23 protein-coding genes are annotated in these 17,705 nt (G+C 54.0%); 18 read left to right on the plus strand and 5 right to left on the minus strand.

Translation table 11 applies throughout. The features are described 5' to 3' along the window. Window positions 1-7 precede the first annotated feature (7 nt). The gene (locus tag FE795_RS07750; RefSeq protein WP_003800431.1) at window positions 8-1,069 is read left to right on the plus strand and encodes an NADH:ubiquinone reductase (Na(+)-transporting) subunit F; all 1,062 of its coding nucleotides are present in this window, start codon (window positions 8-10) and stop codon (window positions 1,067-1,069) included. Between the two features lie 16 nt (window positions 1,070-1,085). Here FE795_RS07750 and FE795_RS07755 read toward each other — a convergent pair whose 3' ends face one another. From FE795_RS07755 to FE795_RS07765, 3 genes are all read right to left on the minus strand, one after another. Then, the gene (locus tag FE795_RS07755) at window positions 1,086-1,427 is read right to left on the minus strand and encodes an SRPBCC family protein (protein WP_219235975.1); all 342 of its coding nucleotides are present in this window, start codon (window positions 1,425-1,427) and stop codon (window positions 1,086-1,088) included. Between the two features lie 193 nt (window positions 1,428-1,620). Next, window positions 1,621-2,028 (minus strand): PaaI family thioesterase, encoded by a 408-nt coding sequence (locus FE795_RS07760; RefSeq protein ID WP_003800427.1) that lies wholly within the window; start codon window positions 2,026-2,028, stop codon window positions 1,621-1,623. Between the two features lie 257 nt (window positions 2,029-2,285). Continuing rightward, window positions 2,286-3,218 (minus strand): LysR family transcriptional regulator, encoded by a 933-nt coding sequence (locus tag FE795_RS07765; RefSeq protein ID WP_003800426.1) that lies wholly within the window; start codon window positions 3,216-3,218, stop codon window positions 2,286-2,288. Between the two features lie 448 nt (window positions 3,219-3,666). On the opposite strand from FE795_RS07765, the gene FE795_RS07770 reads away from it, so the two are divergent. From FE795_RS07770 to FE795_RS07805, 8 genes are all read left to right on the plus strand, one after another. Beyond that, entirely contained in the window at window positions 3,667-5,019 is a 1,353-nt protein-coding gene (locus FE795_RS07770) for a Rieske 2Fe-2S domain-containing protein (protein ID WP_003800424.1), read from the plus strand. Between the two features lie 3 nt (window positions 5,020-5,022). Further along, on the plus strand, window positions 5,023-5,511 hold the full coding sequence (gene benB, locus FE795_RS07775) for a benzoate 1,2-dioxygenase small subunit (RefSeq protein ID WP_059317689.1): 489 nt from the start codon (window positions 5,023-5,025) through the stop codon (window positions 5,509-5,511). A gap of 13 nt (window positions 5,512-5,524) precedes the next feature. Then, window positions 5,525-6,538, plus strand: a complete 1,014-nt coding sequence (benC, locus tag FE795_RS07780; RefSeq protein WP_059317688.1) for a benzoate 1,2-dioxygenase electron transfer component BenC — start codon at window positions 5,525-5,527, stop codon at window positions 6,536-6,538. 59 nt (window positions 6,539-6,597) lie between these two features. After that, on the plus strand, window positions 6,598-7,368 hold the full coding sequence (locus FE795_RS07785) for a 1,6-dihydroxycyclohexa-2,4-diene-1-carboxylate dehydrogenase (protein ID WP_219235977.1): 771 nt from the start codon (window positions 6,598-6,600) through the stop codon (window positions 7,366-7,368). 70 nt (window positions 7,369-7,438) lie between these two features. Continuing rightward, window positions 7,439-8,773, plus strand: coding sequence for an MFS transporter (locus FE795_RS07790; protein ID WP_131071679.1), 1,335 nt, complete (start codon window positions 7,439-7,441; stop codon window positions 8,771-8,773). A gap of 214 nt (window positions 8,774-8,987) precedes the next feature. Then, window positions 8,988-9,608: a LysE family translocator gene (locus FE795_RS07795; protein ID WP_059317687.1), complete on the plus strand. Its 621-nt coding sequence runs from the start codon at window positions 8,988-8,990 to the stop codon at window positions 9,606-9,608. A gap of 749 nt (window positions 9,609-10,357) precedes the next feature. Further along, window positions 10,358-10,666: a hypothetical protein gene (locus FE795_RS07800; protein ID WP_131071681.1), complete on the plus strand. Its 309-nt coding sequence runs from the start codon at window positions 10,358-10,360 to the stop codon at window positions 10,664-10,666. A 122-nt stretch (window positions 10,667-10,788) separates the two neighbouring features. Further along, window positions 10,789-11,043 (plus strand): hypothetical protein, encoded by a 255-nt coding sequence (locus FE795_RS07805; protein ID WP_219235979.1) that lies wholly within the window; start codon window positions 10,789-10,791, stop codon window positions 11,041-11,043. Here FE795_RS07805 and FE795_RS07810 read toward each other — a convergent pair. Next, the gene (locus tag FE795_RS07810) at window positions 11,040-11,369 is read right to left on the minus strand and encodes a DHCW motif cupin fold protein (RefSeq protein ID WP_003800408.1); all 330 of its coding nucleotides are present in this window, start codon (window positions 11,367-11,369) and stop codon (window positions 11,040-11,042) included. The genes FE795_RS07805 and FE795_RS07810 overlap by 4 nt on opposite strands. 169 nt (window positions 11,370-11,538) lie before the next feature. On the opposite strand from FE795_RS07810, the gene FE795_RS07815 reads away from it, so the two are divergent. The 7 genes from FE795_RS07815 (at window position 11,539) to FE795_RS07845 (ending at window position 15,604) form a co-directional block, all read left to right on the plus strand. After that, on the plus strand, window positions 11,539-11,718 hold the full coding sequence (locus FE795_RS07815; protein ID WP_219235981.1) for a hypothetical protein: 180 nt from the start codon (window positions 11,539-11,541) through the stop codon (window positions 11,716-11,718). Window positions 11,719-11,904: 186 nt separating this feature from the next. After that, on the plus strand, window positions 11,905-12,495 hold the full coding sequence (locus FE795_RS07820) for a hypothetical protein (RefSeq protein WP_230406293.1): 591 nt from the start codon (window positions 11,905-11,907) through the stop codon (window positions 12,493-12,495). Window positions 12,496-12,668: 173 nt separating this feature from the next. Beyond that, window positions 12,669-13,595, plus strand: coding sequence for an SPFH domain-containing protein (locus FE795_RS07825; protein WP_003800403.1), 927 nt, complete (start codon window positions 12,669-12,671; stop codon window positions 13,593-13,595). 56 nt (window positions 13,596-13,651) lie between these two features. Beyond that, window positions 13,652-14,071, plus strand: coding sequence for an NfeD family protein (locus FE795_RS07830; protein WP_230406294.1), 420 nt, complete (start codon window positions 13,652-13,654; stop codon window positions 14,069-14,071). A gap of 14 nt (window positions 14,072-14,085) precedes the next feature. Then, window positions 14,086-14,850 carry a class I SAM-dependent methyltransferase gene (locus tag FE795_RS07835; protein ID WP_100214776.1) on the plus strand — a complete coding sequence of 255 codons (765 nt, stop codon included), beginning with the start codon at window positions 14,086-14,088 and terminating at the stop codon, window positions 14,848-14,850. Beyond that, window positions 14,786-15,319, plus strand: coding sequence for a WG repeat-containing protein (locus tag FE795_RS07840; RefSeq protein ID WP_230406295.1), 534 nt, complete (start codon window positions 14,786-14,788; stop codon window positions 15,317-15,319). Before FE795_RS07835 ends, FE795_RS07840 begins: the two co-directional genes overlap by 65 nt. 42 nt (window positions 15,320-15,361) lie before the next feature. After that, a complete protein-coding gene (locus FE795_RS07845) occupies window positions 15,362-15,604 on the plus strand; it encodes a putative hemolysin (protein WP_329956486.1) in 243 nt (80 codons plus the stop codon). A 154-nt stretch (window positions 15,605-15,758) separates the two neighbouring features. On the opposite strand, the gene FE795_RS07850 is transcribed toward FE795_RS07845, so the two are convergent. Further along, on the minus strand, window positions 15,759-16,052 hold the full coding sequence (locus FE795_RS07850) for a hypothetical protein (RefSeq protein ID WP_003800394.1): 294 nt from the start codon (window positions 16,050-16,052) through the stop codon (window positions 15,759-15,761). Window positions 16,053-16,302: 250 nt separating this feature from the next. Here FE795_RS07850 and FE795_RS07855 point away from each other — a divergent pair, with 250 nt between their 5' ends. Both FE795_RS07855 and FE795_RS07860 read left to right on the plus strand, forming a co-directional pair. Beyond that, window positions 16,303-17,241 (plus strand): carbohydrate kinase family protein, encoded by a 939-nt coding sequence (locus FE795_RS07855; RefSeq protein WP_157784334.1) that lies wholly within the window; start codon window positions 16,303-16,305, stop codon window positions 17,239-17,241. Between the two features lie 36 nt (window positions 17,242-17,277). Further along, the gene (locus tag FE795_RS07860) at window positions 17,278-17,457 is read left to right on the plus strand and encodes a hypothetical protein (protein WP_039943019.1); all 180 of its coding nucleotides are present in this window, start codon (window positions 17,278-17,280) and stop codon (window positions 17,455-17,457) included. The last annotated feature ends 248 nt before the right edge of the window (window positions 17,458-17,705 follow it).

The following is a 17,705-nucleotide window of genomic DNA, read 5'->3' on the forward strand; positions in this document are numbered from 1 at the left end:
GGCAGCAATGACGTATCAGGTAACCGTAGAACCCACAGGTGATGTGGTCGAGGTGGAAGACGGACAAACCTTGTTGGACGCTGCGTTGCGACAAGGGGTTTGGTTGCCTTTTGCCTGTGGACATGGCACATGTGGCACCTGCAAGGTGCAGGTTCTGGAAGGCTATGCGGACGCAGGGGATGCGTCCAGTTTTGCCCTGATGGATTCGGAGCGCGATGAAGGCAAGTTGCTGGCCTGTTGCTGTCTGCCCGAATCCGATATGGTCATCGAGGCCGATATTGATGTAGACCCGGATTTTCAGGGGCTGCCCGTGGAGGACTATCAGGGCAAGGTCGTCCTGATTGAAGACTTGTCGCCCACCATCAAGCATATCCGTCTGGAATTGGATCGCCCGATGGCGTTCCAGGCCGGGCAGTACATCAACCTGCATGTGCCGTCCATCGACAGCACCCGTGCTTTCTCGATTGCGAATCCGCCGTCCATGAGCGGCATCGTTGATTTGCATGTGCGCAAGGTGGAAGGGGGAGCCGGCACCACCTGGCTGCACGAGGAGCTGCAAGTGGGACAGAGCCTGGATGTGTCTGGCCCCTACGGGCAGTTCTTTGTGCGCAAGTCCGATCCGCAAGGCGCGATCTTCATTGCCGGAGGCTCGGGGCTGTCCAGTCCCGAGTCCATGATTATGGACTTGCTGGAGCAGGGCGATACCCGCCCGATTTACCTGTTCCAGGGAGCGCGCAATAAAGCCGAGCTGTATCACGCCGATTACTTCTATCAGCTAGCTGAAAAGCATGACAATTTTCACTACATTCCGGCCTTGAATGCCCCCTTGCCGGAAGATGCCTGGGAAGGGTTTGTAGGCTTTGTACACGAGGCAGTGGGGCAGTTCTTTGAGCAACGCTGTTCAGGCAACAAAGCCTATTTGTGTGGCCCGCCACCCATGATCGAAGCGGCGATCTCCACCTTGATGCAAAGCCGCCTTTTTGAGCGTGACATTCACATGGAGCAGTTTCTGACAGCGGCAGATGGGGCGAGCGGCAAGGTGCGCTCGGCCTTGTTCAAGCGTATTTAAGGGCGGGGGATTTCCATCAGTCGGGCCCTTTGGCAATGAAAGGACCCGACTGGTGCGCCATGATCGCATTTTCAATAGTTTGTTGAAATATGGCGAGCAGCCCCTCTTCGAGCTCTAGTGTGTGCATGGGATTGCCTCCCTGTACCCAACCCCGCTGCAGGCCTTCCACGCCTTCGGCTCTGGCGAAATCCTCGCCATCGAATACGACATCACTCGTATAACTGAAGCGTTTTTCCAATGCCTTGATACCTGCTTCTCCATGAAATTGGGTTGGTCGATACAGCATTTCATGTGTCCAGATTGTTCGATTCGGTGCCTCAGGACAGAACAGATTAATGGCCACGTAATCTGGGCGCATAATAAAAAAGCGTGCGAGAAAAGAGAGTAGTAAAGCGATGCAAAATCCAGAATACGTCGCTGGTCCGCCTGCACAGGCACTGTTTTCTGAAAGTTGCTTCGCGCCGTATTATCTGTCCCTTTATACCGGGCTATCGCTGTTCGCCGAGTCCTAGTATGAAGCCAAGCTTTTTGGGGGAGTCAGTTCAAGGGGTTTAAGTGGCCGGAACCACGGTTCCCTGTGCCAGCGCGCATAGTTTTTGGGACTCGCCATCAATGGCGTAAACCTCGCATTGGCAAACGGCCAAGCGCTTTCCTGTGCTACGTGCTTGCGCCTGGGCGACCAAACGAGTGCCAATCGCTGGCCGGATGTAATTGATTTTAAATTCTACGGTTAACGCGTTTCCGCCCAGTGCAAGCCCCCCAGCAAAAGTGATGGCATTGTCCGCCAGGTAACTGATCGCGCCACCATGAACAAATCCATGTTGCTGTTTGTGATGATCCTGAACAGCGAGTGCCAGTTCGGCGCTGTCGTGAGAGCATGTCACCAGCTCCGCGCCGATGAATTGGCTAAAGGGTTGTGATTGAAATATTTTTAACGCAAATGCTTTTATATCGTCCATTGATAAGCACCTTTGCCGAAAACACGGCGTTAGGTTTTTCGCAGTTTTTTTGAGAGAAGTTTTTATTTATTATGTTAGCAAGATGATAAACCGGGATATTCAGTCGAAAACCGTAATTTTTTTTCTTGAAACTGTATTACGGTTTTATGCCAATTTTTCAAAATTCATTTATCTTTCATTTTGAACGACGCCCTATATTATTTAAACTAAATAATATAGGGCGATAATATGGCATCTATTGGAAATCGTCGCGCTATTCAGGCAGGACCGTTGCTTAAAGCACTGTGCCCTGGAATGAGCCAGGGCGGTTTTTCTGCATACATCTCTTCGATAAACGCATGCATCTGGGCTATATACCAGGAGTTGTCGTTTTTTCTGTGGCTGAAAATAATGGGCGAGGTCACTTTCTCGTCGTCAATCAGCCGGTAAACCAGATCGCTGCGTATCTGAGCGGCCGAGGGAATCAGACACAAACCCACGCCCCCGGCAACCAGTCCCATTGCGGTTTGCAGCTCCTTCACCTCATGTACTTCAGTGGGGAAAATAGCATTGTCATGCAGGATATTGAGCACATGATCGGCAAAGCTGGGGCGCGGAGATTTGGGATAAACGATGAAGGCGTGATCGGCAATGACCTGTAAAGACACGGGGCCCCGATCCCTGGCCAGTTCAATGGTGGGCGGGATGGCCAGAACCAGACGTTCTTCACGCAAAACGGTACGACATACGGCGCTGTCGTGAATGCGCACGCGGCCAAAAGCCACATCAATGCGCCCGGCACGCAAGGCGGCTATCTGCTGGCTGGAGGTGAGCTCCAGAAAGTGAAAACGAATGTCGGGGTAGGCGTGACGGAACTTCTGGATCAGGATAGGCAAGCCGCCGTACAAGGTGGAGGCCACAAAGCCAATCGACAGTTGCGGGCGTTGGTTCAGCCCGACTTCGGTGGTTGCGGTCTTCATGGCTTCCACCCGATTGAGCAGTTGGAGCGACTGCTCGTAGAAGATTCGGCCGGCCTCGGTCAGTTGTAAGGGTCGGCTTTCTCGTGAGAGCAGCAGGACATTAAGCTCCTGTTCCAGTAACTGGATCTGCCGGCTCAGTGCGGGCTGAGCGATGTGCAGTTGTTCGGCAGCGCGTGTGAAATTGCGTGCTTTGGCGACCGCAACAAAGTAGCGGATTTGTTTCAAGTCCATATGCTTTGCCTGTGGCCCAGATCCAAAAAACCCGATTCAATATATCACCTATCTCGACCATCCAAGCTTCAAGCTTATGCTCCTATACGTCTAGGGTTAACGATAGGTTTTGGTGTTGGTGATATATAGGCTATTGATTTTAATAATAAAAAACAAACTATCGAATTTTGATATAGAGCGGAAACGATATGGTATTGGAAGCCTGAGTCCACCCGGACTGTAATGAAAGTCATGCAGAACAGCCCTTGGTGTCAATTTAGCGGGCTGAGCGTCAGCCGCCCGACAGCGTTCCAGTCGGGTGTGAAACAGGCTCGGTGCAGACTCACTTGCACGCTGTCATGAGCCTGCCGGATTTCGATCCGGCGCGATTTCTCTTTTTATCACGCGTGCTTGCTATGTCTCTCGGGGCATGGGCAGGGACGGCTGCAACTCTCATAAAGGCCACATCATGTCAGTCCTTATGGATAAAACCAAAGATATCAGACACTTGCTGGATACTGCCCTGGAAGAAAACAAAGAATCCGGCGTGTACCGCTGTCGTCGTGACATCTTCACGAACCCTGATTTGTTCGAGCTGGAGATGAAACATATTTTTGAAGGTAATTGGGTCTATCTGGCCCATGAAAGTCAGCTGCCCGAGGTCAATGACTACTTCACGACTTATATCGGACGCCAACCTGTGTTTCTGACACGCGGCAAAGATGGCGGACTGAATGCGTTCATCAATGCCTGCGCGCATCGTGGGGCCATGCTGTGCCGTCGCAAGCACGGCAACAAGGGCAGTTTTACCTGTCCTTTTCATGGCTGGACTTTCAATAACAGCGGCAAGCTGCTCAAGGTGAAAGATGAGAAAAGCACCCAGTATCCCGAGCAGTTCAATAGCAATGGCTCCCATGACCTGACGCGGGTGGCGCGTTTTGAGAACTATCGCGGTTTTCTGTTCGGCAGCCTGAATCCGGATGTGGTGTCCCTGGATGACTATCTGGGTGAAACCAAAGTCATTATTGACCAGATCGTGGACCAAGCCCCGGAGGGGCTGGAAGTGCTGCGCGGCAACTCTTCCTACATGTACGACGGCAACTGGAAGCTGCAGATGGAAAACGGCGCTGACGGCTATCACGTGAGCAGCGTGCACTGGAACTACGCAGCCACGATGGGTCGTCGCAAAGAGGGTGGGACGCAAGCGGTGGATGCGAATGGCTGGAGCAAAAGCCTGGGCGGTGTGTATGGCTTTGATTACGGCCATATTCTGCTGTGGACCAAGACCATGAATCCAACCGTGCGTCCGGTCTATGAGCATCGCGAGGAACTGAAACAGCGTTTGGGCGAGAAACGAGCCGAACTCATCGTCAACCAGACACGTAATCTGTGTTTATACCCGAACGTATACCTGATGGACCAGTTCTCCACTCAGATTCGGGTAACGCGCCCGATCAGCGTGGACAAGACAGAGGTCACGATCTATTGCTTTGCTCCCAAAGGCGAGAGTGCCGAGCAGCGTGCGATCCGTATCCGTCAATACGAGGACTTTTTTAACGTGTCGGGCATGGGAACGGCGGACGATCTGGAAGAGTTCCGCGCCTGTCAGGAGGGCTATGCCGGTTTGGCAGCCCCCTGGAATGATTTGAGCCGAGGCGCTCCCTTGTGGGTGGAAGGGCCGGATGATAATGCCACCGCCATGGGCATGAAGCCCTTGATCAGCGGCGGGCGTAGTGAGGATGAAGGCTTATTTGTCTGCCAGCACGAGTACTGGGCCAAGACCATGAGCCAGGCGTTGCAAGCAGAAAACGGGGAGGTCTAAGCCATGAACGCAAGCTATCACTCTATTTGCACTTTCCTGTATCGCGAAGCCCGCTTGCTGGATGATCGCCAGTGGGATGAATGGCTGGAATGCTATAGCCCCAACGCCCAGTACTGGATGCCTTGCTGGGATGATGATGATCAATTGACCGAAGACCCGCATAGCGAGATTTCCTTGATCTTTTATCCCAACCGCAACGGTCTGGAAGATCGGGTGTTCCGCATCAAGACCGAGCGTTCTGGCGCCTCCACGCCCGAGCCACGTACTGCTCACATGCTGAGCAATATTGAGATTCTGGCCGAGCGCGACGGGCAGGTGGACGTTCGCTATAACTTTTTAACGCTGAACCATCGCTATCGCGTGACAGATCAGTTCTTTGGCACGATTTACCTGACCTTGTCGCCTCAGGAGCAGGGCTGGGTGATCGAGCAAAAGAAGGTAGTGCTCAAGAATGACTACATCCGTCAAGTGATTGATGTGTATCACATTTAAAGCGGGGAACGTCGTGAATAGCTATCGTATTGCGCTGAATTTTGAGGACGGCGTCACCCGTTTTGTGGACTGTGGTGAACACGAAAAAGTACTGGATGCCGCGTATCGCCATCAGATCAATCTGCCTATGGATTGTTCGGACGGAGTATGTGGCACTTGTAAATGTCAGGCCGAAAGTGGTCAGTATGATCAGGGCGACGACTATATCGAAGATGCCCTGACGCAGGAAGAAGCGGACAAAGGTTTGGTGCTGACTTGCCAGATGATTCCCAAATCAGACTGCGTGATTACCGTGCCGATTTCATCGGGTGTGTGCAAGACCGCCGTGGCCAAGTGGCAGGGGCAGGTATCGGAATGCCGTCAGTATGAGGACGCGGCTTACGAGCTGAAGATTGATGCGGCCGACAAAGCCTTGCCGTTTCTGCCGGGGCAGTACGTGAATATCACGGTGCCCGGCGGGCAGGCGCATCGCTCCTATTCCTTCAGCTCTGCGCCGGGCGAGTCGCGTTTGAGCTTCTTGATCAAGCAGGTTCCGGGTGGCCTGATGAGTTCCTGGCTGGCTGCACAGCCGCTAGGACAGCAGGTAGAAATGACTGGTCCTTTAGGCAGTTTTTATCTGCGGCAGGTAACTCGTCCCTTGCTGTTTCTGGCCGGCGGAACGGGCCTGGCGCCGTTTTTATCCATGCTTGAAGCATTGGTCCGGCAAGGCTGTACGCAGCCTGTGCATCTGGTCTATGGCGTCACCCGTGATCAGGATCTGGTGATGCTGGCAGAGCTGGAGTCCTATACCCAGCGATTGCCGGGATTCAGTTACACCACCTGCGTGGTGGACCCGAAATCCCGCCACGAGCGCAAAGGCTACGTTACCCAGCATTTGGATTTGGCGCATTGGCATGAGGGGCAGGTGGATGTTTACCTGTGCGGGCCGCCGCCCATGGTGGACGCAGTCAGCCAGTTCATTGATGCGCAAGCCCATGCTCCCGCGAATTTTTACTACGAAAAATTCATTACCAGCCAAGCAATGTAGGCAGGCAGCGCCTCCTTTGCGGGGCGTCCTGTGCTGCTTGACCCTTACAAGGAAAAATCATGACTGCGCCTGCGCGTTTTTATCAAAAAGTGGCCATTGTGACGGGTGCGGCCCAAGGTATTGGCCGTCGCGTTGCCGAGCGCCTGCAGGCCGAAGGGGCCTGGGTGCTGGCAGTCGATCGTTCGGAGCTGGTGCGGGAACTGGCCTGCGAGTCGGTCTTGACGCTGGAAGCGGATCTGGAAAGCGTTGAAGGTGCTCAGGCCGCGGCCCGGGCGGCGCTGGATAAGTGGGGGCGTATTGATATTTTGATCAATAACGTCGGAGGAACGATCTGGACGCGTCCTTATGAGTATTACACACCCGGGCAGATTGAAGCCGAGATCCGTCGCTCCCTGTTTCCAACGCTGTGGTCCTGTCATGCCGTTTTACCCAGCATGCAAGCGCAGGGTAGCGGGGCCATTGTGAATGTGTCCTCGATTGCCACCCGCAGCATCAACCGCGTGCCTTATGCCGCAGCCAAAGGCGGGGTCAATGCCTTGACCGCCTCATTGGCTTTTGAGAATGCCCAGCGCGGCATTCGGGTCAATGCCGTCTCGCCCGGTGGGACCGAGGCACCGCCACGGCGCATTCCCCGCAATACCCAGAATCACGAAGATCCTCAAGAAGCGATCTGGTATCAGCAGATTGTGGATCAGACCGTAGCGAGCAGTTTGATGAAGCGTTACGGCAGCCTGGATGAGCAGGCTGCCAGCATTTTGTTTTTGGCCTCGGACGAGGCTTCGTACATTACCGGCACTGTCTTGCCAGTAGGAGGTGGCGACCAGGGCTGATCAAGCGATGCGTGCGGCTTGTAGAGCGAATGGCATCAAGACAGAAACTCCATATTGGGGGAGACAAATCATGAAAATAATAGAAGTGAATGAAGTCATTGAGCAGGCTCGTTTTGGATCTTATCACTGGCTGGTGATGAGCCTGTGTGCGTTGCTGCTGGTGTTTGATGGCTATGACCTGTTCATTTATGGCGTGGTCTTGCCGGTGCTGATGGACGAGTGGAATCTGACTCCGGTACAGGCTGGTGCCTTGGGCAGCTACGCCTTGTTTGGCATGATGTTCGGCGCGTTTGTGTTCGGGCCCCTGGCTGATCGGATTGGCCGCAAAAAGGGGGTCACCCTTTGCTTTACCTTGTTCAGTCTGGCCACATTTTTCAATGGTTTTGCATCCTCACCGACCGAGTTTGGTGTGTATCGCTTTCTGGCTGGCTTGGGCTGCGGGGGCTTGATGCCCAATGCCGTGGCCTTGATGAATGAGTATTCGCCCAAGCGGTCGCGCAGCACCTTGGTGGCGATCATGTTCAGTGGCTATTCATTGGGTGGCCTTTTGTCGGCGGCGATCGGCATCTATATGCTGCCGCGCTTTGGCTGGCAGTCCATGTTTTTCTGTGCGGCCATACCGTTGTTGCTGCTGCCTTTGATTGTCTGGAAACTGCCCGAGTCGCTGGCGTTTCTGATGCGCCAGGGGCAAGAAGACAAGGCACGGGCGATTGTGCAGAAACTGGCGCCGGAAATGGAGGTGTCAAAGCAGACAGTGTTGACCTTGAATGAGCCGAAAAAAGCGGGCGTGCCCATGCTGGATCTGCTCAAAGATGGGCGTTTGCTGGGCACCTTGATGATCTGGCTAGCGTTTTTCTGCTGTTTGCTGATGGTTTATGCACTGGGTTCCTGGTTGCCTAAACTGATGGCCAATGCCGGTTACAGCCTGGGCTCCAGCCTGTCTTTCTTGGTGGCGCTGAATCTGGGGGGGATGTTCGGTGCCATTTTGGGTGGCTGGCTGGGAGATCGGTTCAGCTTGCCCAAGGTGGTGGCATGGTTCTTTCTGGTGTCAGCGGTCTCTATTACGCTGCTGGGTTTCAAAAGCCCGACTTTGCTCCTGTATTTGCTGATCGTGATCGCCGGGGCGACGACGATAGGCACGCAAATTCTGCTGTATGCGAATGCGGCGCAATTCTACCCGCTGTCCATGCGTTCCACGGGTCTGGGCTGGGCGTCGGGAGTGGGGCGTCTGGGTGCGATTGCAGGACCTTTTCTGGGGGGGACTCTGATGGCAGCCAACTTGCCCTTGCAAATGAATTTTATGGCTTTTGCGGTACCGGGCGTTCTTGCCATGCTGGCCTTTCTCGTGTTTTTGGCCTCGTTGCGCAGTAGTTCGCGGCTAGCCATGAATGCCGTAGCAGGTTAGTTCTGAGGGTTTGCCAGGCCGTTCCTAAAACGGCCTTCCTGGTCGCTATCGGCTGGCAGCCTGTTGGATTGGGGGAGCTTCGTTATACTTACTTGTGCTAACAGGTCCTCTTTCAAGGGGGCGCCGGTATCAGGTTTGAACCCGTCTTTGTCAGTCCACCAATGCCAGCACTTCCGAATGAAGTGCTGGCATTGTCTATGGAGTCCGTACCATCATGAATGCCAGTAGTGTCTTGCTGTTTCTGCCCGCCTGCTTTGCCTTGAACATGGCTTTTGGGCCCAATAATCTCTTGTCCATGACCGTGGGCGCCAAGCAGGGGGTGTCTACGGCCTTGGTCGCGGCTATGGGACGCCTGCTTGCTTTCGCGATCATGATTGTGGTGGCAGCGCTGGGGATGGGAAGCTTGCTGATGGTCTCTGAAACGGCGTTTACCGTCGTCAAGTTTGCCGGCGCGGCCTACCTCATCTGGCTGGGCATCAAGATTTTGCGTGCCAATGGCAGGGCATCCACAGAGCAGCTAGAGCTGGGCAAAACGGATATCCGGGGGCTGGCACGTCAGGAGTTTTTGGTGGCGATTGGCAACCCTAAGGCAATCCTGATCTTTACGGCCTTTTTTCCACAGTTTGTGGACATGAATAATTACTGGACCAGTTTTATGATTCAGGGCGTGATTTTCTTGTTGCTGGAGGTGATTGCGATCGCCGCCTACGCGTATGTGGGTACGCGGCTGTCCGGGGTGCTGCAGCATGCGCAGGGGCTGCGTTGGGTGAATCGTATCAGTGGCAGCATGATGATTGGCTTTGGTTTGATCCTTGCCATGGCCAGACGTTCATAACATCTGCATTGAGCTTGGCCAAGAAAGCGCTCGCACGAGCGCTTTTTTTTCCTTTTTACATCCTTATCCCTACGCTCCTGTTTTTTTGACTGTTTTTGGTTTGCAGAGAAAATATGCAAACAAACAAACAGACTGACAGGGCAACGCGCGGCCCCTGTTTTTTCCTGGATGTGCATTGATGCAGGGAAAACACTAGGTAGTATGAAAGACGCTTGCGATTTGGTTTCTTTTTGATAGGATGAAAACTCGTTCTACGCTTTCACTATTAACCAAGCAGCAGGAGGTGACGATGAACGATATACCGATGAACTGGCCCGGTGATTTTCCAAATAAACACGATTCACTATAAACACTCATTAAAAACGGAGTCTTTTGCCCGCCAGGCCGCCTTTGGGCGGCTTTTTTTATGCATGCTGTTATTTTGCATAAAAATCACTTTATCTGCTGTGGCTATTTTCGAGTTGCTTTCTGGGCTTCTATGGATCGCGCTTTAATGCGTTTTATTTCAAGCAATGGTTGGGTCTCTGTATTTATCAGTAATCACCGTTGCAGTGTCTGAGTGGAAACAGCGGCCTCAGCTCATCCCCTCGGTCATCGACGAACCGGTGCCTGTCACCTTGGCCCGTAGCAAAGGGATTAAACAGCTCAGGCATCTCTGTGCGGCCATTAACTTGTAAGATAGCGCCTGAGGGAATGGACCAAGGCGTTTGGCCCTGGTTTGTTAAGCGTGGATGTGGGCAAAGGGTGTAATGAATAATTCAAATCGGGCCTATATGAGCGATCTGCTTAGTGTCGCTTCCTGGATGACCGGCCTGGGAGCGGCTTTTGTGGGGTTTGTTTACTTGCTGTCCTTTCCCTGGGATTGGGTCGTACCGGCCGCGATTGGTCTGGAAGTGGTCTTGTTGGTCATCGCCATAAGAATGGAGTTTTCAGCCAGACAAGTGAGTGGAGCCGCGGGCTGGGCAACGTTTGGATTCGTGTTCGGACACATCTGGATATTTGCGGCGGCACTGGTTCTGCGAGGCATCGTGTTGCTGGGGCAATGGGCGTTGGCTTAAGTCAGGCCGTCCCAGCCTTGGGTTGCTCGCCCGCATGTTCCCACAAGGCAGTCATCAATTCAGCCTGGCGGTCAGGTCGGCGAGGAAGGCAAACATCGGCCCCGGTCTAGCCTACGTTCGCGATGGGCGCGTTGGTAAACCAGCGCCCAAGGCAGGCTGCCAATACCCGTTGCGGTTTCCCTGATATCTGTCATCAGACTCGTGGTGACAAAAACTTTTTTACCGGGATTGAAGTGGGGCTAGAACGGGCCTACGATCAGCGTACCCCCATGTCGCTGATGCCCTGCATCAAGATGTCCGGCAGAACAGCGGCCAATACGATCGGCACACTGGCGGTCATCTCGCAGTCCTCCACCGTCGCGAGTAACAGGCCTTAATCCACAATGTAGAGTTTGGCGCCTGTCTGGGTGGAGGAACGATGTGGCTCGGCATTATCAGCCACATGGTAGGACTGCCCCGCCCTTAACGTGAAGCGGCGCCCGTCTTGCAGCTCGGTGTCCAATTCGCCCTCCAGACACAGCAGCATATGGCCTTTGACACACCAGTGATCGGCCAGGTAACCGGGGCTGTATTCCACCATGCGTACACGAATGGGGCCAAACTGCTGGGTACGCCACAGGGCCATGCCGGTTTCGCCTTTGTGCTCTGTAGGGTTAATGTCGGACCAGTTGACGGTGCAAAAAGGTAAGTTCTGAATATCCATGTGTGGCTCCTTAAAGAGGAATGAGGTTCATGCTAGGCCTGTTCGAAAGATTTGATTTGCTGCCTTACGAATTTTGCCTGATACGGACGATTTCAATTTAGAAATTTGCTGATGTCACAAGTGCAGGGAGGCGAGGAATACTCGCGCTTAACAAGGGCACGACACGCTTTTGACGATTTTCAGCAGCCTGGGGCAGAAAAACTATCAGCTGGCGGGTAAAGCAGGCGAGCGTTGCGTCTTGGTTTATACCAATCGCAGCGCCACGCCTTATGAAATCATCACCAGGGTAGATGGTCTGGATGTTTTGTCGGGCAAGCCGGGCAGCCGCAGCTCTAAGGCTGATCTCTAGCAGGCTGGGACTGTCTTGCGGATCGAGCGCCTTCCGTCCCTTCGTCAACAGAGCCGTCAGTGTTCGATGAGGGGACGCAGGACAATCGCGTAAATGTCAGAGCTCATAGCGGGAAAGTACGCGCTTGGAGCCCCGAAACGACTCTGTTAATGTGGGCCAGGATTTGTCACTTTGCAAGGACAAGCCATGCCGCCAGAGTTGATCCACCCCGAGCATTTTGTTCACGTTCGCATCATTATCGGTATGGTGCTGGGGATCAGCATTTCCCGTCTGATTGTGGGCGTCTCCGAGTTCATTCAGCATCCCAAAGCCAAACGCATCTACCCCATTCATATGGGGTGGGTGCTGTACCTGTTTCTGACGATTATCCATTTTTGGTGGTATGAGTTCAGCCTGGTCAAAGTGCAAGTCTGGTCCTTTCCGCTGTATTTTTTCCTGATTCTGTATACCTGCGTGTTTGCCATCATGGCCTCCTTGCTCTTTCCTTCCAGCCTGCAGGAGTATCGGGGCTTTGAGGATTACTTCCAGACTCGGCGGCGTTCGTTCTACGGTATTTTTGTACTCATCCAGATCATGGATTTGATCGACACCGCCATCAAGGGAGAAGCCTATTTTCTCAGTCTGGGACTGGAGTATCCCTTGCAGCAAACGGTATTTATTGTCATGGGGTTGATCGCGATGGTCGTGCCCAGCCAACGTTACCAGGCCGCTTTAGTTGTGTGGACGCTGCTTTATAAAGGGCTGTGGATTTTCCGCTTGTACGACATTTTGAATTAATGCCGCTCAGTGGCGTCCACCTGTTTTACGCGTGCTGGCCTGTTTGTCGGGTTTGATAACGTGGCTGGATGCTGTCAACGGAAAGGGCCGCGCAATGACGTTCTTTCGCTGAGCTGTCATTGAGGCTGGGCTAGAATTGCTTTTTCAGCTTTGTTCTTGGAGAGGGTGACGACATGAGTGGCTCCTTTACCTTTGTAGTGATGTTGGCGTTTTTGGCGGTGGTCGTGGTGATGGCCGGAGTCAAAGTAGTGCCTCAGGGGCAGCAATGGACGGTGGAACGCTTTGGTCGCTATACCCGTACGCTGACGCCGGGCCTGTCTTTATTGGTTCCGTTTATGGACCGTGTCGGCAGAAAACTCAAAATGATGGAATCCGTGCTGGATGTGCCGTCGCAAAACGTGATTTCTCGCGATAACGTGGCCGTTACCGCCGATGGTGTGGTGTTTTATCGCATCGACAATGCGGCTCAGGCAGCCTATGAAATTGATCACCTGGAAATGGCGATTGTGAATCTGACCACCACCAACCTGCGTTCGGTTCTGGGTTCGATGGAACTGGATCACATGCTGTCCAATCGCGAAGTGATCAACGATCGCCTGCTGGCAGCGGTGGATGCAGCGACGACACCTTGGGGCGTGAAAGTGACGCGTGTTGAGATCCGTGACTTGAACATGGCGCCGGAATTGCAGGAAGCCATGAATTTGCAAATGACGGCGGAACGTCATCGCCGCGCGGTAGTGACCAAGGCCAGCGGGCAGAAAGAAGCCGAGGTCCTGCAGGCTGAAGGGGAAAAGCAGGCTGCTGTGCTGCGTGCCGAGGGTGAAAAGCAGTCGGCAATTCTACGGGCCGAGGCGCGTGAGCGTGAGGCCGAGGCGGAAGCGCGTGCCACCCGCGAGGTATCGGAGGCAATCAAAAGTGGGGACGTACAGGCTTTGCAGTACTTTGTGGGCCTGAAGTATGTGGAAGCGTTGCGGGACGTAGGCAATGGCCCCAATAGCAAGCTGGTATTGATGCCGTTGGAGGCCAGCGGCATCACCGGTGCCGTCGCCGGCGTCGCAGAGCTGTTAAAGTCCACCGCTGGTCACTCGGGCCAGGGTTAAGCGCAGGGCGGAAGGAGGTGATCGTGGCGTTTATTTTCGATTCCTTTTGGATATGGTTGTTATCAGGCCTTGTCCTGATTGCCGCCGAGGTTGTCATCTCCGGCGTCTATCTGCTTTGGCTGGGGTTGGGGGCTCTGACCGTGGGCTTGTTTTCAGCCGCCTGGCCCCATGCTCCCGTGTGGTTGCAATGGGTGATTTTGGCGCTTGCGATGATTGGCTGGGTGGTCGTGGGCGTACGGTGGCAACGGCGCAGCCGGGCGAATCAACCCGACATGCTCAACACTGGCTTGAGTGCCTATGTCGGGGCGCGTGCGCAGGTGAGCGAAGGTTTTGTGAATGGCCGAGGTCGTATTCGGCTTAACGATAGTTATTACAGTGCTACCGCGAGCCAGAGTCTGGAGCAGGGCGCTGTCGTAGTGGTCTTGGCGGTGGAAGGCGCTGAAATGCGTGTTCAGGCTGTTGAGCAGCATAAATAGGTACATGTAGAACCATGATGAATAATCGCTATGGAAAGTTGGCTTCCTTGGTGTATCACCTGGACAAGCCGGTAGGACGTTCTTTTGGAGATGTTGAGTATTATCTGGAGCGCTTGCGCGGTGTAAGCGGACCTGTTCTGGAGCCGGCAGTCGGTACGGGGCGCATGCTCATCCCCTTGTTACAGGCCGGGCTCGATGTCAGTGGCTTTGATATCTCTCAGGAAATGCTGGATTACTGCCAGCGAGAGCTGGAGCTTCGCTCCTTGACGGCGCGACTGGAGTTGGCGGGGTTTACGGATTACCGCGTCGATCGTCCTGTGGAGGCGATTGTGGTGCCGGCCGGCTCTTTTCAACTGCTGGACTCCTTTGAGCAGGGTTTGCTGGCCTTGCGCCGTTTTCATGCCAGTTTGAAGGTGGGTGGACGTTTATTGCTGGATCTGGACCCGGTGGCTGCTATTGTCAATGTGCAGCCCGGTTTGCGGACTTGGTCGGCCCCGCCACACGGCTTGATTACCCTCAATGCGACCCCCTTGGAAAAAGATTATTGCGCGCAGCTTACGCGGGAAATGCATCGCTATGAGCTCTGGGAACATGGTGTTTTGCTGGAAACCCAGCTGGAGCAGTTTTCGCTGCGCTGGTGGGGGGTACAGGAGATGCGGATGGCGCTGGAGCAGGTCGGCTTTACCGAGATAAGCGTATCAGGTGGCTACCAGTATGGAAAAACGCCGCAGGACACCGACGGAATCATCTCGTTTGAAGCATACAAGCGCCAGGACTGAAATGCCGCTGTGCATGGCGGGGGCGATTTGTACTATCGTCCGTCGCGTGCAGGCAGGCCTGCGGGCAGAAGGGCTATTCTGGATTCAAGCCTTGTTTCTGCTTTTGATCTTCACGTTTGGTACGTCTGCATACAGTCAGCGCCTGATTCAAGATGAGCACGGCTGGGTTTATGTGAATCATCGCGGTGAAGCGCTGTTGCGACCCTTTATTTACGATAATGGCCCGGATTATTTTGAAGAAAGTTTGGCGCGTTTTGTGCATGACGGGAAGATGGGCTTTCACGACGAGGCCCTAAGGATCTGGGTCCCCGCCCGCTATGATTTTGCCTTTCCTTTTGTGAATGGCAAGGCTCAGGTTGGTATGGATTGTCACCGGGTGTCTGACGGAGAGCATCGTTCGGTGTACTGCCAGCATTGGGACAGCATTGTCCACCCCGTGTCAGGTTCAACCTTTGCGCCCGACCATTAGACGTTGCGCAGTACACTGCACGGCAGAACTTATCCGGAGAACATGATGAAAAAATGGGGAATCCTGGGACTTGTCAGCGTCTTGTCCGCCTGTGCAAATCAGCCAGCCAACCCGCCTGCCCTCAGTATGGCCAATCCCGCTTCGGCCTATTGTGTGGAAAAAGGAGGGCGCCTCGATATAGTGCAGACGGCGGCAGGGCAAGTGGGTATGTGTACCTTGCCAGATGGCAGCGTGATTGAAGAATGGGAATTGATGCGCCGTGACCATCCATCGCCGCAATCGTAATGTTTGACATTAAAAAGCCAGCAAATTGCTGGCTTTTATGTTTTTGATATCAAATGTGTGGCCTGACTTGGGGGCAAGCCTGTTTGTAGTGATGCGCCGCGTTCCAGCGGTGCTTTATCGCTTGAATTGCCCGGGTGTCGTAAATGGACGTGGATCAGCGCTCAATACGAACTTCAAAATACGCTTCTGATTCACCCAAATCACGAAAACCATCGCTCATGGCGCGCGTGGCGGCAGCGATCCATTTCTTGGCCAAGGCAATATCTTCTCCAGACAATTCGGTCTCTGCGGTTTCTTCCGCCAGTTGCCAGGCACGGTAGGCCTGGACCACGGCCTCTGGGCCTTGCATGACTTTTTCTAAGCTGCGGCGAAATCGCTCCTCAGCCTCGCGGCGGCCGCGTTCAGTGATATCGGAAGGAGCGTCGTGCAAAGTGATGGTATAGGACATGATGCTTCTTTTTTGCTGTATGGATGAACAGTAATTTAGCACGACTTTTTATCTTGGGCTAGATTTTTATGCGTCAGTCTACGCCATGAAAGCAAGCTGGTTTTATGGCTCTGGGCATGGCCGGTTGGGGTGGCGCCAGCAGCGGACTGAAAGCGCAGATCTGATTTTCTATCCTGGACCAAGAGAGGCCGCGGCTGGGTATACTGCTCCAGGCAGATTGGCGCTTTCTTATTCATGGCCGAGGTATACGGTGCAGCTTGTAGCAATTGGCAGTATTACCCTTGATATTGTGGTTTCAGGTATGCCGGCCGAGCTGGCGCGTGGTGACAAGCAGGAGGTGGGATCAATTGATCTGTATCCTGGCGGAGGCGCACTCAATGCGACAGCGAGTTTTATGGGCCAAGGCGAGACGGTCAGACTCGTGGGAGCGTTGGGCCGGGACGGCCTGGGTGCTCGTTTGCATGAGCATCTTGAACAATTAGGGGTGGCAGTCGGCAGTATCCAGTTCTGTCCCGATCAGCCAACCGGTAAAGCGATCGTTCTGGTCGAGCCGTCTGGTAGTGCGTCAGTATTGGCCCGTCGTGGGGCGAATGCCTGTTTGCGTGTGCAGGCGCAAGATCTGCTGGCCGATCTGGTTTATGTAGCCCCCTTGGCGCTGCAACCGATGGAAAGCCTGGCACAGGCTTTGTCTGGAAAAAGTGCCAATTCAAGTTGTTTGGTAGTCAACCCCAGTGTGGCCTGCTTACAGCATCAGGGTCAGGGGTTCAGGCAGGTTTATGCGCAGGCCGATGTGTTGGGCCTGAATGCCGTGGAGGCTCAAATGCTGGCCGGTGTTCAAGGCGCCGATATTCAACTGGACCTGTCGGTTCAGCACGCCTGTGCGCTGGCCAGCCGCCTGCAACATCATGCGCAACAAGCCTTGTTGATTACCTTGGGGGCACAGGGAGCTGTCTTGCTGTTCCAGGGGCAGCATTACGTACAGCCTGCTTGCAAGGTGACAGTGTGTTCTACCGTCGGAGCGGGCGATGCGTTTCTGTCCAGCTTTGCCTTGGCATGGAAACGTGGCGTAGGGCCGACTCGCGCCCTGACAGTGGCCAGTCAGGCCGCGGCAATGCGCTTGGAACAATGGGCCGCCAATGCGTTTCCTCCTCTGCTGGGAGAGGATGACAATGAAAGTCCTGTGCCCTAAATGGGATAACAGTTCATTTGATCGCGGGGAGGGGATATGGCAGCCATCGTCATTATTGTTAGCCTGTATCTGCTGGTAACGCTATTGTTGGGTGTGACACTGCGTTATACCCGCCCGAACAGCTGGAAGCGGGATACGGGTTTGTTGATGGTCACGCCTTTGGCGGTGCCGCTAGCCTATGCTGTCTACTCTCTGCTGACTGGATGGGGGCCCTGATATCCCTCTGGTTTGAAAGCCTGTTGGCGTCCTTTAAGCAGGTATACGCCGTTTATGCCGCAGAAGTAAATTGATGTTGCTTAATACAAGTCGTTGTGTCGTTCCTGTGCTGGAACTTGACAATCGTTGACTTCATGTTCGGAGCCTGGCCCGCTACCATAGTCCTAAGCTTGTTGTAAGTTGGACTTTGGGATGTACGCCATGATTAATGCCTCGAATCTGATCGATTATGTACCTATGGTATTAAT

Origin of the sequence: Alcaligenes ammonioxydans, assembly GCF_019343455.1 — a bacterium.
Classification (GTDB): domain Bacteria; phylum Pseudomonadota; class Gammaproteobacteria; order Burkholderiales; family Burkholderiaceae_B; genus Alcaligenes; species Alcaligenes ammonioxydans.

What these genes read in the sequence shown, in the direction of transcription:
- FE795_RS07805 (WP_219235979.1), top strand. Translation starts at nt 10,789, where the DNA reads ATGGGCGCGTTGGTAAACCAGCGCCCAAGGCAGGCTGCCAATACCCGT.
- FE795_RS07845 (WP_329956486.1), top strand. Translation starts at nt 15,362, where the DNA reads ATGATGAAAAAATGGGGAATCCTGGGACTTGTCAGCGTCTTGTCCGCC.
- benB (WP_059317689.1), top strand. Translation starts at nt 5,023, where the DNA reads ATGAACGCAAGCTATCACTCTATTTGCACTTTCCTGTATCGCGAAGCC.
- FE795_RS07770 (WP_003800424.1), top strand. Translation starts at nt 3,667, where the DNA reads ATGTCAGTCCTTATGGATAAAACCAAAGATATCAGACACTTGCTGGAT.
- FE795_RS07810 (WP_003800408.1), bottom strand. Translation starts at nt 11,369, where the DNA reads ATGGATATTCAGAACTTACCTTTTTGCACCGTCAACTGGTCCGACATT.
- FE795_RS07820 (WP_230406293.1), top strand. Translation starts at nt 11,905, where the DNA reads ATGCCGCCAGAGTTGATCCACCCCGAGCATTTTGTTCACGTTCGCATC.
- FE795_RS07765 (WP_003800426.1), bottom strand. Translation starts at nt 3,218, where the DNA reads ATGGACTTGAAACAAATCCGCTACTTTGTTGCGGTCGCCAAAGCACGC.
- FE795_RS07790 (WP_131071679.1), top strand. Translation starts at nt 7,439, where the DNA reads ATGAAAATAATAGAAGTGAATGAAGTCATTGAGCAGGCTCGTTTTGGA.
- FE795_RS07785 (WP_219235977.1), top strand. Translation starts at nt 6,598, where the DNA reads ATGACTGCGCCTGCGCGTTTTTATCAAAAAGTGGCCATTGTGACGGGT.
- FE795_RS07840 (WP_230406295.1), top strand. Translation starts at nt 14,786, where the DNA reads ATGGAAAAACGCCGCAGGACACCGACGGAATCATCTCGTTTGAAGCAT.
- FE795_RS07755 (WP_219235975.1), bottom strand. Translation starts at nt 1,427, where the DNA reads ATGCGCCCAGATTACGTGGCCATTAATCTGTTCTGTCCTGAGGCACCG.
- FE795_RS07800 (WP_131071681.1), top strand. Translation starts at nt 10,358, where the DNA reads ATGAATAATTCAAATCGGGCCTATATGAGCGATCTGCTTAGTGTCGCT.
- FE795_RS07795 (WP_059317687.1), top strand. Translation starts at nt 8,988, where the DNA reads ATGAATGCCAGTAGTGTCTTGCTGTTTCTGCCCGCCTGCTTTGCCTTG.
- FE795_RS07835 (WP_100214776.1), top strand. Translation starts at nt 14,086, where the DNA reads ATGATGAATAATCGCTATGGAAAGTTGGCTTCCTTGGTGTATCACCTG.
- FE795_RS07850 (WP_003800394.1), bottom strand. Translation starts at nt 16,052, where the DNA reads ATGTCCTATACCATCACTTTGCACGACGCTCCTTCCGATATCACTGAA.
- FE795_RS07825 (WP_003800403.1), top strand. Translation starts at nt 12,669, where the DNA reads ATGAGTGGCTCCTTTACCTTTGTAGTGATGTTGGCGTTTTTGGCGGTG.
- FE795_RS07760 (WP_003800427.1), bottom strand. Translation starts at nt 2,028, where the DNA reads ATGGACGATATAAAAGCATTTGCGTTAAAAATATTTCAATCACAACCC.
- FE795_RS07860 (WP_039943019.1), top strand. Translation starts at nt 17,278, where the DNA reads ATGGCAGCCATCGTCATTATTGTTAGCCTGTATCTGCTGGTAACGCTA.
- FE795_RS07750 (WP_003800431.1), top strand. Translation starts at nt 8, where the DNA reads ATGACGTATCAGGTAACCGTAGAACCCACAGGTGATGTGGTCGAGGTG.